The organism is Kribbella sandramycini, assembly GCF_013131805.1.
Classification (GTDB): Bacteria; Actinomycetota; Actinomycetes; order Propionibacteriales; family Kribbellaceae; genus Kribbella; species Kribbella sandramycini.
Genome location: NZ_JABJRC010000003.1, coordinates 570,009 through 583,729, shown reverse-complemented (window position 1 = coordinate 583,729; position 13,721 = coordinate 570,009). Strand labels below are relative to the sequence as shown.

At 70.2% G+C, this 13,721-nt stretch carries 14 protein-coding genes; 4 read left to right on the top strand and 10 right to left on the bottom strand.

Going from position 1 to position 13,721, the window contains the following annotated elements; genetic code table 11:
* Positions 1–102 precede the first annotated feature (102 nt).
* A complete protein-coding gene (locus HPO96_RS16290) occupies positions 103–1,413 on the bottom strand; it encodes an aminotransferase class I/II-fold pyridoxal phosphate-dependent enzyme (protein WP_171674287.1) in 1,311 nt (436 codons plus the stop codon).
* A 138-nt stretch (positions 1,414–1,551) separates the two neighbouring features.
* On the opposite strand from HPO96_RS16290, the gene HPO96_RS16285 reads away from it, so the two are divergent.
* The 4 genes from HPO96_RS16285 to HPO96_RS37600 are packed head-to-tail and all read left to right on the top strand — an operon-like array spanning position 1,552 to position 3,496.
* Positions 1,552–1,740, top strand: coding sequence for a hypothetical protein (locus HPO96_RS16285; RefSeq protein WP_171674286.1), 189 nt, complete (start codon positions 1,552–1,554; stop codon positions 1,738–1,740).
* Positions 1,741–1,782: 42 nt separating this feature from the next.
* A complete protein-coding gene (locus HPO96_RS16280; RefSeq protein ID WP_171674285.1) occupies positions 1,783–2,433 on the top strand; it encodes a GNAT family N-acetyltransferase in 651 nt (216 codons plus the stop codon).
* A gap of 1 nt (position 2,434) precedes the next feature.
* Positions 2,435–2,821: a DUF2784 domain-containing protein gene (locus HPO96_RS16275; protein WP_171674284.1), complete on the top strand. Its 387-nt coding sequence runs from the start codon at positions 2,435–2,437 to the stop codon at positions 2,819–2,821.
* Between the two features lie 30 nt (positions 2,822–2,851).
* Positions 2,852–3,496: a permease prefix domain 1-containing protein gene (locus tag HPO96_RS37600; protein ID WP_184999596.1), complete on the top strand. Its 645-nt coding sequence runs from the start codon at positions 2,852–2,854 to the stop codon at positions 3,494–3,496.
* Here HPO96_RS37600 and HPO96_RS16265 read toward each other — a convergent pair.
* The 9 genes from HPO96_RS16265 to HPO96_RS16225 form a co-directional block, all read right to left on the bottom strand.
* The gene (locus tag HPO96_RS16265; RefSeq protein ID WP_171674283.1) at positions 3,476–3,802 is read right to left on the bottom strand and encodes a PadR family transcriptional regulator; all 327 of its coding nucleotides are present in this window, start codon (positions 3,800–3,802) and stop codon (positions 3,476–3,478) included. The genes HPO96_RS37600 and HPO96_RS16265 overlap by 21 nt on opposite strands.
* A gap of 20 nt (positions 3,803–3,822) precedes the next feature.
* Complete coding sequence (locus HPO96_RS16260) at positions 3,823–4,944, bottom strand: N-acetylmuramoyl-L-alanine amidase (protein ID WP_171674282.1); 1,122 nt, start codon at positions 4,942–4,944, stop codon at positions 3,823–3,825.
* A 42-nt stretch (positions 4,945–4,986) separates the two neighbouring features.
* Positions 4,987–5,304 carry a thioredoxin gene (gene trxA, locus HPO96_RS16255; protein ID WP_202886097.1) on the bottom strand — a complete coding sequence of 106 codons (318 nt, stop codon included), beginning with the start codon at positions 5,302–5,304 and terminating at the stop codon, positions 4,987–4,989.
* A gap of 43 nt (positions 5,305–5,347) precedes the next feature.
* Positions 5,348–6,331, bottom strand: coding sequence for a thioredoxin-disulfide reductase (gene trxB / locus HPO96_RS16250; RefSeq protein WP_171674280.1), 984 nt, complete (start codon positions 6,329–6,331; stop codon positions 5,348–5,350).
* Positions 6,332–6,448: 117 nt separating this feature from the next.
* Complete coding sequence (locus HPO96_RS16245; protein WP_171674279.1) at positions 6,449–7,216, bottom strand: anti-sigma factor family protein; 768 nt, start codon at positions 7,214–7,216, stop codon at positions 6,449–6,451.
* 142 nt (positions 7,217–7,358) lie between these two features.
* The gene (gene sigM / locus HPO96_RS16240) at positions 7,359–8,057 is read right to left on the bottom strand and encodes an RNA polymerase sigma factor SigM (protein WP_238355141.1); all 699 of its coding nucleotides are present in this window, start codon (positions 8,055–8,057) and stop codon (positions 7,359–7,361) included.
* Positions 8,054–9,712, bottom strand: coding sequence for a protein kinase family protein (locus HPO96_RS16235; protein ID WP_171674278.1), 1,659 nt, complete (start codon positions 9,710–9,712; stop codon positions 8,054–8,056). The genes sigM and HPO96_RS16235 overlap by 4 nt, the downstream gene beginning before the upstream one ends.
* A 102-nt stretch (positions 9,713–9,814) precedes the next feature.
* A complete protein-coding gene (murJ, locus tag HPO96_RS16230; RefSeq protein WP_171674277.1) occupies positions 9,815–11,461 on the bottom strand; it encodes a murein biosynthesis integral membrane protein MurJ in 1,647 nt (548 codons plus the stop codon).
* The gene (locus HPO96_RS16225; protein WP_171674276.1) at positions 11,454–13,718 is read right to left on the bottom strand and encodes a DUF6049 family protein; all 2,265 of its coding nucleotides are present in this window, start codon (positions 13,716–13,718) and stop codon (positions 11,454–11,456) included. The genes murJ and HPO96_RS16225 overlap by 8 nt, the downstream gene beginning before the upstream one ends.
* Positions 13,719–13,721: the final 3 nt, after the last annotated feature.

Here is a 13,721-nt window from a genome sequence, read left to right as displayed (position 1 = left end):
TTCCCGATCACTCGAAGGCGACTCCGGCGTGGTCGCCGGTCCCGAGGCCCACTGGAACGGTACCGCTAGCGAGTCAGCAACCTCAGCCCGCCCGCAGCAGACTTAACTCAGCTCTGGCCCCGGGGCCTCGTAGCCGTGGGCCGCGCCAGGTGGCAACGGACCGAAGGTCTGCCGGAGTTCCAGCTCCTCATTGATCACCGCGGCCAGCCGGGACACCCCTTCGGTGATCCGCTCCGGCGTCGGGTGACAGTACGACAACCGCATGCACTGCGCGCCGAAACCGTCGGCGAAGAAGGCCGTTCCGGGGACGTACGCGACCCGGGCGGTGACCGCGCGCGGCAGCATCGCCTTCGCGTCCAGCCCCTCGGGCAGCGTCAGCCAGACGTAGAAGCCGCCACCCGGTCTCGTCCAGGTCGTTGCCGCGGGCATCTTCTCGGTCAGCGCGGCGAGCATCGCGTCCCGGCGTTCGCGATACATCTCCCGGAACTGCTTCACCTGGCCGAGCCAGTCGTGCCTACTCAGGTACGACGAGATGGCCAGCTGACTGAACACCGGCGGACACAACGTCGCCGACTCCTGCGCCAGCACGAGCTTCTCCCGGACGGCGTGCGGCGCGGCCACCCAGCCGACCCGGAAGCCCGGCGCGAACGTCTTCGAGAACGAGCCGAGGTAGATGACGCCTTCGCGGTCCTCCGCGCGGAGCGCCCGCTGCGGCTCACCGTCGAAACCCAGCAGGCCGTACGGGTTGTCCTCGAGGATCAGCAGATCGGCCCGCCGGCAGATCTCCAGCACCCGCGCGCGCCGCTCGTCGGACAGCGAAACCCCGGCCGGGTTGTGGAAGTTCGGGATCGTGTAGAAGAACTTGATCCGCTTCCCCGCGGCCCGGACGGTCGCGATCGCCTGCTCCAGCGCCTCCGGGACGACGCCGTCGTCGTCCATCGCGACGTGGACGACCTCGCACTGGTACGCGCGGAAGACGCCGAGCGCGCCGACGTACGACGGCGCCTCGCAGATCACCACGTCACCCGGATCGCAGAACACCCGCGTCACCAGGTCGACCGCCTGCTGACTGCCGACCGTGACGACGACGTCGTCCGGGTGCGCCTCGATGCCCTCGAGCCGCATGATGTCGCAGATCTGGTCCCGCAGGCCGGGGTCGCCCTGGCCGGAGCCGTACTGCATCGCCGTCGCGCCGTGGTCGATCACCAGATCCCGCACGGCGCTGCCGACCACATCCAGCGGCAGACCGCCGATATTCGGCATCCCGCCGGCCAGCGACACCACCTCGGGCCGGCTCGCCACCGAGAACAGCGCCCGGATCTCCGATGCGGTCATGCCCTTGGTCCGTGCTGCGTACCGGTCGACGTAGTTGTCGAGTCGGGTCTGCCGGACATCGGGCACGTCAGCACTCACAGGGCCACTCCTGGACGGGGGTGATGAGGGGAAGCAACCAGGCTACGCTCTGCAGCCCATGCGCGCGTGGGCTGTGGAACGGCGCTACCTCTCACTACCATGCCTTATAGGGGCAGGCGGCGGAAGGCAGGTTTCGGGATGAGCGTGGGCAAGGCGGCCGGCTGGGCGCTCGGCGGGCTGCTGTTCGGAATCCTTGCAGGCTTCGCGGGTGAGCTGTTCCGGCGGCAGCCGGCAGCCAAGGTGCAGCAGCGGTACGTCGCGCCCCGCGCGGCCGAGACGACGGACGTCCGGCCACCGGCGCCGGCGGCCGAACCAGCGGTCCGATGAGCCGCGAGCCGCTGATCGTGACGAAGCTAACAGGCTGAGCTGATGGCCCGCCGGCTGGAACCGCTGACGCTCGCCACTCTCGGCGAGCTGCCCGCGCCCTGCCGTGACTGCGTGTTCTGGGAGCTCGACCCGGTGGCGGCCCGGCAGGCCAACCGCAACGGCGACACCGCGCTGGAGAAGGAGGCGTGGTTGTCCCAGCTCCTGCTCGACTGGGGGCCCGCCGGAGTAGTGCTGTGGGTCGACGAGGAGATCGCCGGCTACGCCGTCTACGCGCCCGCGACGTACCTCCCGCGCGTCCAGGCGTTTCCGACGGCGCCTGTCAGCGCGGATGCCGTCGTCCTGGCCACCGGTCGCATCCTGCCGCGTTATCTCGGGCTCGGGCTGGGCAAGGTGATCGTGCAGGCCGTGGCGAAGGACATCCTGAAGCGCGGCTTCCGGGCGATCGAGGCGTTCGGCGACTCCCGGTGGGACGGCCCGGGCTGTGTCTGGCCGACCGACTTTCTGCAAGCGGTCGGTTTCGCCGTCGTCCGGGAGCACCCGCGCAACCCGCGGCTGCGCCTCGACCTGCGCTCGGCGATCACCTGGCGCAGTGAGATGGAGGCAGCTGTGGAGCGACTGATGGGCGCGATCCGGCCGGAGCATGCGCCACCGGTCACCGTGCGGGACGCCGCCGAGACCACCCGCACGCACTGACATGGGGTGGCGACTGCTGGCCGACGTGATGATGGTGCTGCACGCGGCCTTCCTGCTCTTCTTCGTCCTCGGCGGTTTCCTTGCCTGGAAGTGGCCGAAGGTCGTCTGGGCGCATCTCGCCGTCGCCGTCTGGAGCCTGGCGATCGTGGTGATCGACTACGACTGCCCGCTGACCGGCGCGGAGAAGTCCTTCCTGCGCCGCGGCGGCGAGGAGGTCTACGCCACCGGCTACATCAACCACTACCTCGACGGCACGATCTGGCCCGAGGGCGCGACGCCGACCGCCGAGAAGATCGGTTTCGCGCTGATCGTGATCTCGTACGTCGGCTTCTTCGTCCTCCGGAGCCGGCGCCGGTCGAGGGTCGCCTCAGTGGAATCCCGGACGTGAAGAACCGTCCGGTGCCGGACAATCGGAAACATGTCCACGGCTGTCGATGAGTACCTGCACGGGCTGCGCAAGGCCCTGCCCGGTCCGCGCCGCAAGAAGGCCGACCTGCTCGCCGAGGCGCGGGATCACCTGATCGACGCCACCGAGGCCTTCGAGGCCGACGGACTGGATCGGGACGACGCCGAGCGGGCCGCGGTGGCCGACTTCGGCGACCTGTCCGACGTCGCCCCGGCGTACCGCCAAGAACTGTCGGTCGCGCACAGCCGGCAGACGGCCGCGCTGTTGTTCGTGGTGATGATCGTCCAGCCGTTGGTCTGGCAGCCGGGGGTCTGGAGCTGGAACGAGGACGTCGGCGGGCCGACCGAGCTGAGTGTCTTCCTGGAGATCGTCGTCCGGCTGATCGGGAGTCTGTCGATCGTCGGCGCTGTGATCGCTGTGCTGGCCACGGGGTTCGGTCAGCGCTTCGCGGTGGTTCGGCGGCACGGCGCCCGGCTGACGGCATTGCTCGCGATCGGTAGTGCGATCGTCGTCAGCCTCGGCGGGATCGCGATGACTTGGGAGTCGAGCAGCAGCTCCGGGCAGCTCGATGTGCTGCCGGTCAGTGCGTTCGTCGTCGTACCGCTGCTGCTGGTCGGGCTACAGGCCGGCCGCGGGCTACGCCTCGTTCGGGCGTAGGACCCCTTCGACGACGGTCCGGAAGCTCAGCCACTCTTCCTTGCCGGAGGCAAGCATCTTCCGGCCGCTCGGCGTCAGCTGGTACGTGCGCCGGCGGCGCCCGCCGTCCGCGTTCCACTCGCTCTCCAGGTAGCCGGCCCGCTCCAGCCGGCGCAAGGCCGGGTAGAGCGTGCCGGTCGGCAGATCGAGGGCGCCCTTGCTGCGCTCCAGCAACGCCTCCATGATCGCGTACCCGTGCAGCGGCTCGTGCTCGACGACCGCGAGGATCATCGGGTCGAGGTGACCCCGCAACACATCCGCCTTCATGTAGGCAGTCTACTCAAAGCTCAGATGAGTTGGCCGAAGCGCAACATGCCGGTCGCGGCGTCCTGCTCCGGCGGGAGGTAGACGCGCTGGATGGCGACCACGATCGCCTCGGCGATCACATCGCGGAAGGCCGGGTCGGCCAGGCGGGCCGAGTCGTGCGGGTTGGTGATGTAGCCGATCTCCAGCCGCACGGCGGGCATCTTCGTCCGGCGCAGCAGATCCCACGTCTTGGCGTGGGTACGGCAGTTCAGCAGGTCCGTCCGGGCGACGATCTCGCGCTGGACCAGCCCGGCGAACTGCTCGCCGACACTCGACGAGGCGCCGTGCAGGTCGTTGCCGTAGAAGTACGTCGCGACGCCCTGAGCGGCCGGGTTCGTCGAGCCGTCGGTGTGCAGCGAGACGCACAGGTTCGCGTCGGTCTCGTTCGCGAAGGCGGCGCGGGCCAGCTCGTCCGGCCCCTGGTCCCGACCGCGGGACAGGTACGCCCGGACGCCGGTTGCACCCAGGCGACCCTCGATCCGAGCGGCCAGGTCGTAGGCGACGTCGGACTCGCGCAGCCCGTAGCCCTCCCAGCCGTAGTCGAAGCCGCCGTGGCCCGGGTCGATCACCACGGTCTTGCCGGACAGCCGCGGCCCAGCGGCGCGGACAGCCTCGGAGGCGCGCAGGGCATCCGGCCGGCCGCCGGTCGCCATCGGCTTGATCCGCTGCAGGGCCTTGAACGTCGAGGGCCCACAGGTCCCGTCGGCGGGCAGACCCATGTTGCGCTGGAACTCGGTCACCGCGCGCTGGGTGTCCGGCCCGAAGATGCCGTCGATCCGGGCGACGGCGAAGCCCAGCTCCTGCAGTTTGGCCTGCAGGGCGAGGACGTCGTCCCCGGTCAACGGGTGCGAGACGACGTACGTCAGCAGCCGGTCGCCCAGCCGCCAGCGCGCGTCGTCGATCGCGCGGTACGTCTGCGGGCCGACGATGCCGTCGATCATCAGCCCGCGTTGCTGCTGGAAGCCCCGGACGGCGTGCGCGGTCGCCTCGTCGTAGAGGTCGTGACCACCGTGCAGCAGGCCGAGCCGCTGCAGTTTGCCGATGATCTCGGCGACCGCCTCACCGCTGTCGCCGATCCGGTACACGCCGTGCGGGCCTTCCATACATCACTCCTAGCCGTGGCGGACGGTGTCCTACCTACAAGGTCACGCCGTGAAGTCGGCGAGCTCCTTCAGCAGCGCCGCCTTCGGCTTGGCGCCGACGATCGACTTCGCGAGCTCACCGTTCACGTAGACGTTGATGGTAGGGATACCGGTGACACGGTAGTTGCTCGGGGTGACCGGGTTCTCGTCCACGTTCATCTTGAGGAACGTGATCTTGTCACCGTGGTCGGCGTTCAGCTCCTCCAGGATCGGCGAGACCTGGCGGCACGGACCGCACCACTCGGCCCAGAAATCGACCAGGACCGGCTTGTCGCTCTTCAGCACGGTCTGGTCGAACTCGGCGTCGGTGACGGCGTTCATCTTCTCGCCCACGGGCGTATCTCCTTCGGGTGGTGTGTGAGGTTCAGACGGTGACGGGCTCGGTGGCGTCCGCAGCCGCCACGGTGTGCTCGAACTCGAGGGTCGCGAGCCAGCGCTCGGCGTCCAGCGCGGCGGCACAGCCGCTGCCGGCCGCGGTGATCGCCTGGCGGTAGGTGTGGTCGACCAGGTCGCCGGCGGCGAAGACGCCCGGCTGGTTGGTCTCCGTGCTGCCCTCGCGGGTCAACACGTACCCCTCCTCGTCGAGGCGGATCTGGCCGTGGATCAGCTCCGAGCGCGGGTCGTGCCCGATCGCGACGAACAGGCCGGTGATCGGCAGCTCGCGGGTCTCCCCGGTCTGGGTGTCGCGCAGGACGACGCCGGTCAGCTTCGACTCACCCTGGATCTCGGCGACCTCGGAGTTCCACGCGAACTCGATCTTGTCGTTCGCGAAGGCCCGGTCGGCCATGATCTTCGAGGCGCGCAGCTCGTCGCGACGGTGCACCAGCGTCACCTTCGACGCGAACCGGGTCAGGAAGGTGGCCTCCTCGATCGCGGAGTCACCGCCGCCGACGACCGCGATCTCCTGCTGCCGGAAGAAGAACCCATCACAGGTCGCACACCAGGAGACGCCGTGACCGGACAGCCGGTCCTCGTGCTCGACGCCCAGCTTGCGGTAGCCGGAGCCCATCGCCAGGATCACCGAGCGGGCCTGGTGCACGCCGCCGGCCGAGTCGGTGACCGACTTGATCTCACCGGTCAGGTCCATCGCGACGATGTCGTCCGCGACCAGCTCGGCGCCGAAGCGCTCGGCCTGCTGCCGCATCTCGTCCATCAGCGCGGGGCCCATGATGCCCTGCGCGAAACCGGGGAAGTTCTCCACCTCGGTGGTGTTCATCAACGCGCCGCCGGCCGTGACGGAGCCCTCGAAGACGAGCGGCTCCAGCTGGGCGCGCGCGGCGTACACCGCGGCCGTGTAACCGGCCGGGCCGGAACCGACGATGATGACGTTGCGAATGGAGTCGCTCATACAGGCGTTCCTCGGGTCGTCGAGACAGGTACGTCGTACTCAACGGATCCTTGAGGCCGACCATTCCCACGGTACCGACTACGAGCGCCTTACGTGCCCCCGGCCCACCAGGCGTGATCAGCGGTTTCGGAGCGTCACCGTGGTGTCGTAGTACGGCGCGGCCGCGCCACTGCCGTCATTACATCCGGTCACGACGAACAACTGGATGTCGCGCGGCGAACCGCCCTGCAACCCGATCACGGTCGCGCGCTTGCCGTCGACCTTCGCGGGCTGGACGAGCCGGAGCTGCGGGTTCGGCCGGCCGGAGGCGAAGACCTTGGCGCAGGCGATCTCGGTGGCCGAGCCGTTCAGCAGCGGCGCGCCGTCGCCCTTCTCCAGCCAGCGCTGGGCCTCGGGAGCGATCTGGGACAGCGACAGCGACGGCGTACCGGTCGGCAGGATCGCGGTCGGGTTGGTGTTCGCGGCGTTCTCGCCCGCGCGGTCCTTGGTCGCGACCACGACGCCGACGCCGACCGCCGCGACCAGGACGACGGCCGCGGCCGCGCCGAGCAGCTTCGGAACGTGCCGGTGCGGCTCCTCGCGGATCTGGACCAGCGAGTGCACGCCGACGGTGGAGGCGCGCATCACGGCCTCGGAGCTGATCACGGCATCCAGGTGCTCGGCGACGTCGGCCGGCATCGGGATGTCGCTCCGGCCCTCCTCGGCGAGATCCTCCGACAGCTCCAACAGCGCGTCGTAGGTGAGCTGGCAGTCCGGACACGCTTTCACATGTTCACGAGCACTGTGCGCCTCGGCGGCGGGCAGCAGGTTCTCGATCAGGTCGGCGATGGTGTCCGTGTCCAGGTGCTCGAGGTGCTCACTGGTCGGCAGACCGGAATCGGTCATAGCGAACTCGCCCCCCAACGGGACGTGCCCCAAGAGGCGCGCGGTGTGGTCATCGGTGGAGTACTCCGGTCGAAGACGTCGGCAGTCGGGCCGCCAGAGTCGGGGCGAACCCCAGGCGACTCCGCTACGACGGTCGCGCCGATCATTCGGTTCCCACTGTTTCGGCGGCAGTCTTTTCCGGCAGGTCGGAGCCGCCGCGGGTGGTCTGCCAGTGCCGCAGCAGCGGCAGCAACCGGGCCCGCCCGCGCGCGCAGCGCGACTTCACCGTGCCCGGCGCGCACCCGAGGATGGCCGCGGCCTCCTCGATCGAGTACCCCTCCATGTCCACCAGGACGAGGGCGCTGCGCTGGTCGGGGTTGATCTGCTTGAGCGCGTTCAGGACGTCGATGCGGCGCTCCCGGACCTCGGCCGGATCGTCCTCGGCCGGGCCGGCCAGCTCGGCCGCGCGGTCCTCGTCCTCGGGCAGCGGGTCGGCCTGGCGGACCTGCCGGCGGCGGATCCGGTCCAGGCAGGCGTTCACGACGATCCGGTGCAGCCAGGTGGTCACCTTGGCGTCGCCGCGGAAGGAGTCGGCCCGGCGGAACGCCGAGATGAACGCCTCCTGCAGCGCGTCGGCCGCCTCCTCGGGCTCACCGAGGGTACGGATCGCGACCGCCCACATCCGGTCCCGGTGCCGTTTGACCAGGAAGCCGAACGTGTCCGGGTTCCCGGCGACGTGCAGCCGGAGCAGTTCGTGGTCGTCCAGCTGGTCGTAACTCGCCGCGTGCACGGGTTGGGCGACCGGGTGGTCGACGCCGATCCGGGGCGGGTGCGCAGGCCCCGAATCCAGGTGAGCCGTCATTTCTGGATCGAGACCTCCGCGATCGTGCCTCGATAGCCGCCGTCGGCCTTCGGGACCTTGGTCAGCCAGACCAGCACGTAGCGGCTCTCGGCCGGCGCGTCCGGAGTCAGCGTGACCGGGCCTTCGGGCTGGTCCTCCTTGGTGGCGACCGGCGTCCAGCCGTTGACCTTGGACGGCGACTGACTGACGTCGTCCTTCGGGATCATCAGCTGCAGGCTGGTCTCGTCACCCTCGAGGGTGACGACGACCTTGGAGATCGGCGTCGGCGCGCCCAGGTCGTAGACGATCCCGACGCCGGGCTTCTGGCCGCCGAACTCCGGGTTGCTCCGGTAGTTCATCGTCGTCCAGACCGTGCTGGTCTTGCCGTCGTAGGTGTTCTCCACCTCGTCGGGGTGCTCCTCGCCGTTACCTTCCGGCTTCGGGTCGAAGTCCTTGGCGGCGACGATCTTGGCCGGCGCGCCTGAGGCGGACGGCGGCGGCGTGCTGGCCGCGGGCGGCTTACCGCCGCTGGTGTCGTCGTCCCCGCCCTGGTCGTTGTTCATCGCGCCCTTGAGCAGGAACTGCGCCATCGCGACGACCGAGAGCAGCGCGAGGATCGCGAGCAGGATCAGGATCCGCCCGCCCCAGCCGCCCTTCTGCTTCTGCCGGGGCTCCTCGACCCGGCGCCGGCTGCCGCCGCCACTGGTCGCGGGGGCCGGCTGACGCCGCTGGGGCCTGGTCTCGGCGGCGGCGTACGCCGTCTCCGCGCGGTGACCGTTGGTCGGCTGGTACGCCGGCGTCGGGTCGAGCGCGGGGGGCGCCGCCTGCGGCATCGCCTGGGTCGCGTCGTCGATGCTGCCGTTCTGCTGGGCGACCTGAACGGTCTCGTCCATCTGGTTCGGCGGCTCGTGTGAGCTGCCGACCACGCCGGAGAGCGCCGCGGACAGGCCGGCGGCGCTGGTGATCGGCGGCGCGTGGTGCCGCGGCGGGTCGCTGAGCAGCCGGTCGCTGATGTCGTCGAGGGACCGCGGGACGCCGGCGCGTACCTGGCGCGGGCTCATCAACCGGCCGTGCTCGACCGGCGCCGGGTGCAGACCCCAGGCCGGGACGGCGCCTGGCCAGCGCCCGGTCAGCGAGGCGTAGAGCAGCTCGCCGAGCGCGCGGACATCCTGTTCGGGGGAGCCCGGACCGGCCGATCGCAGCGCGGCCTCGGTGGCCAGGCCGACCACCTTGATCGCGCCCGCGTCGGTCACGACCACGGTCGACGGGCTGATCGAGCCGTGCGAGTGACCGGTGCGGTGCAGGTTCTCGAGGGCTTCGGACACCTCGCGCGCCAGCCAGCCGGCCTGCTGGCCGGTCAGCGGGCCGCTGGCGAGCATCCGCTCCAGCGGGCGGCCGCCGGCCCACTCACGGACGCAGTAGGTGACGCCTTCGTACATGTCGCAGTCGAGCACCCGCAGGAAGCGCGGGTCGGCCGCGGCCGCGGCGCGCCGGGCGGCGTCGAAGAGCAGGTTCGTGCGCGGGTCGCCGACCGGCAGGACATCCACGACGACGGCTCGGCTGAGCACCTCGTCCACTGCCCGCCACACCCGCGCACCGTCGATCTCCGCGAGTAACTCGGCGATCCGGTAGCGGCCGGCGAGCAGAGCACCCGGACTGACGGTCTGGTTCGACACGGTGTCTCTCGCCCTCCTAGATGCACTGGTCGGCCCTAACGCAGCCACCATCGTAGTGGCATCGTGATGCGGTACCGGTGCACGAGTGCACAAGCGACTCGATCAGCGGCGGCCGGGCAGCTTCGATGTGACCATCGACACCACGTCGTTGACCTCGTGAATGCGTAGTACCCGGGCCACGGCGGCGTACACCGGCAACATCACCAGCGCCGCGACGCCGAGCTGGACGACGGCGCCGATCGGCCCGTCCAGGCCGACGGCCAGGCCGAGCGCCCACAGCGCGAGCCGCCCGGCCCCGACTCCGAACCCGGCGGCGATCAGCATCGCGACCAGCGGCAGCCCGATCCCGGCACCCGGTACCCGCGGGACCCGGCGGCGAAGCACCGGCCGGGAGATCAGCGCGGCGACCAGATAGGACAGCGCGAAGGCCGCGCCCAGCATCACACCGCTGAACCGAAGGTGCTCATCGTCGAGCAGCACCCGGACGCCGATCAGCGCGGCCGTGATGTTGGTCGCGGCGATCGCACACTGCAGGAAGAACGGCGTCCGGGTGTCCTCGAAGGCGTAGAACGTGCGTAGCTGAAAGTACTGCACGGTGTATGGGACGACGCCGAGCGCGAGTGTGATCAGCGTGTACGACATCAGCTGCAGGTTGTTCTTACCGGAGCCGTAGCCGGCGATGATCGTCACGATCGGGTAGGAGAACGCGATCATCGCGGCCGCCGCCGGGACGACGATGGCCAGCGTCTGCCGGATCGAGCGCGCCGACAGCTGGGCCACCTCGGCCACATCGCCGTCCGCGGCCAGGGCCGACATCTGCGGCAGCGCGGCAGTCGCCAGCGAGACCGTGATGATGCCGTGCGGGACCAGGATGATCAGCATGGCGGTCTGGTAGGCGAACAGACCGGCCTTCGCGCCCGGGTCACCCGAGGCGCTACCGGCCAGCGCGAGCTGGGTGACCACGACGAGCGTCACCTGGTTCACCGCGACGAACAGCATCGTCCAGATACCGAGTTTGGCGGTCTGGCTGAGGCCCGTCCCGCGCAGGCCGAACTTCGGCCGGTAGGTGTGCCCGCTCGCCTTCAGGTACGGCAGCAGCACGAGCAGCTGGACGGCGATGCCGGCCGTGTGCCCGAGGCCGAGCAGCAGCTCTTCCCCGCTGGTGTAGGTGGCCGGGTTGTCACCGGTCCGGTAGATCAGCAGGAAGACCACGATCGAGGCGCAGGCGACGATGTTGTTCGCGATCGGCGCCCACATCATCGGGCCGAAGCGCCGGCGCGCGTTCAGCACCTGGCCGACCAGGACGAACGCGCCGTAGAAGAAGATCTGCGGCAGGCAGAGCCGGACGAACATGACCAGCGCGTCCTTCTCCGCCGCGCGTGACGGATCCTGCAGCTCGTCCGGCATGTACAGCTGCGCGATCGCCGGCGCCAGCACGACGCAGGCGGTCGTGACGATCGCGAGGATCACGAAGCCGAAGGTCAGCACCCGGTTGGTGAAGTCCTGGCCGCCGTCGTCGTGGTTCTTGATCGCGCGGACCAGCTGCGGGACGAGCACGGTGTTGAAGACGCCGCCGGCCAGCAGGATGTACAGGCTGTTCGGGATCGTGTTGGCGGCGGTGAAGATGTCGCCGCGGAGCGCGGTGCCGATGGCAGCCGCGAGCAGGGCGATCCGGACGAATCCGAGCAGGCGGGACAGCACGGTCCCGACTGCCATCACCGCCGCGGAGCGCAGGGTGCGGTCAGCCATCCTTCGAGCCGACTCCTTCTTTCAGCGAGGCGTCGACCGGCGTACCGGCATTCGCGTCGGGGGTTGCGGGGGCGGCCGGCAACGGAGCCGGGTGCAGCGGGTCGTCGGTCGGCGCCTCGGCTTCGACGGACGGCGGGTTCTTGCGCTCTGCGCGGATCCGCCGGTAGATGCGGACGAACGACGTCCCGAACAGCAGCGCGCAGGCGGCGCCGACCAGGACCCAGCCGACACTGCCGTACTGCGTGGCCTGGATCAGCAGCTCCTGTCGCTTGCCGACCGGCTGCTGATCGCGGGTGACGACCTGGGCGTAGGCGCGGATGACGCCGTTCTGCTCGGCGCTCGCGGTGATGCGCGGCGTCCACTTCTTCCCGGCGCCCAGCAGCACCGGCTTGACCGCGTTGATCCGCAGGTCGGACCGGTTCGCCGAGGTGACCTGGACGCCGACCCAGACCGGGTGGTCCAGATCGTTCGCGATGGTCAGCGGGAAGGTGCCGTTACTACCGGCGAGGTTGACCTTGATCTCTTTGGCGCGGCCGCTGTCCACCGCGGTGTTGACCAGGTGGACGGCGTCCACCTGCTTGCGCACCGAGCCGAACTCGATCTGGCCGAACCGCTTGGCCTCGTCGGGGTAGCCGAGCCAGCTCAGCGAGGCGACTCGCAACAAGCTCTTCTGCAGGGGCTCCTGAACGGCCTCGGGCTCGTCCAGCAGGCCTTCGAAGGTCGTCAGGGTCTTGTCGACGGCGGCGGCCGCGTCGAGCTGGGCCTCCGGCAGCAACGCGTTGCGGCGCGGGGCGGTCGGGGCCTTGATCACGGGCGTCTTCGCGGTCGCCTTCACGACCTGGTCGACGGTGACGGGATTGATCCACGGCTGCGTCAGGCCGGCGATCAGCGCGCCGATCGCCTGCGGAGTCGCGTCCCAGGCGCGGGCCGGCAACAGGACCGTGCTGGCCGGGCCGCTGCCGCTCGCGGCCAGCAACGCGGTCTCCGCGATCAGCCGCTGCCGGACCTGGACCGGGTTGTTCGTCGTGCCGACGTCCGGCCCGGCGGCGGTGAGCGCGGAATCCGCGACCACGGCCCGCGACTGGCGAGCCGGGCCCTCCGGGGTCAGGACCTGGTAGACCGACGTGCCGGGGACCAACGCCGTGCGGGCCTCGGTCGCCCAGGCGGCGCTGTTGATCAGGTTCAGCTCTTCGTTCGGCCGGGAGCCGCGGAAACCACTGGTCGCGAAGGCGAGATAGCGGCTGGCCGCGGCGCCGCCTTCGAGCCACAGGCCGTTGGTCGCGCCGCGGGCGATGTTGGCCTGTTCGGAGATCGTGCGCGCCTCCCGCAGGATCTCGCGCAGCGGAGCGCCCGAGTCGACCAGGCCGGCCACATCCGGGTCGCCGTACGGGAGGAGGACGATCTGGTTGCCTTTGGCCTGGCTGTCGTTGAGTGCGTTCAGCCACGCCTGGGCGATCTTGCCGCCGGTGCCGGCCGGGGCCGACTTGTTCTCGCCGACGACGTAGCCCTTGGCCATCTGCTCGGCCTCGTCGACCAGCGACGGGTCGAGCAGCCAGGTCACCCGGCGGTTCTTGCCGAGATCGAGCAGCCGGCGCAGCTCACCGCCCGGGCCCATCGCCTGGGCGAGGGACTCGTTCGCGAACCGCTGACCGCCGAGTTGGGTCGGCCGGTGCCGCAGCGGGATGACCAGGGCGGTGTTCACCTGGCGAGCCGGCGGTTCGGTGCCGATCACCGGCAGGAAGGTCCGCGCGCGGCCCGCCGTCCGGCGCGCCTGCCCGTCCGGATCGCCGCGGAAGGTGACGCCGACGGTGTAGGCGCCCGTCTTGTTGCTGATCTCCCATTCGCTCCACGGGATGGTCAGCGTGAACGGGACCTTGGCCTTCGGGGCCAGCTTGCCGTCGAACTCCTGGAAGGCCTGCTCGGCGGTGATCCGGGTGCAGGTGCTGCGCTCGCGCATCGGGACGTTCTGCTCGTCCGGGACGGCGGCGAGATCGGCGGCGGTGGCCAGCCGGTCGCGGTCGATACAGGTGATCGCCTGCGGGTTCTCGAAGGTCGCCGTACTGGTGTTCGTGACGGTGCCTTTGATCGTGACGGCGTCACCGGGTTTCGGCACGGCCGGCAGGAACGAGTCGATCGCGACGTCGACCGTCGGATCGTCGTCCGCAGCCACCGCCGGAACCGCGGAAATCGCTGCCGGGGCAACGATCAGCAGGCTCGCGGTCACTGCCGCGGAGAGCCTCAGTCGCCGTCTGAACACGCC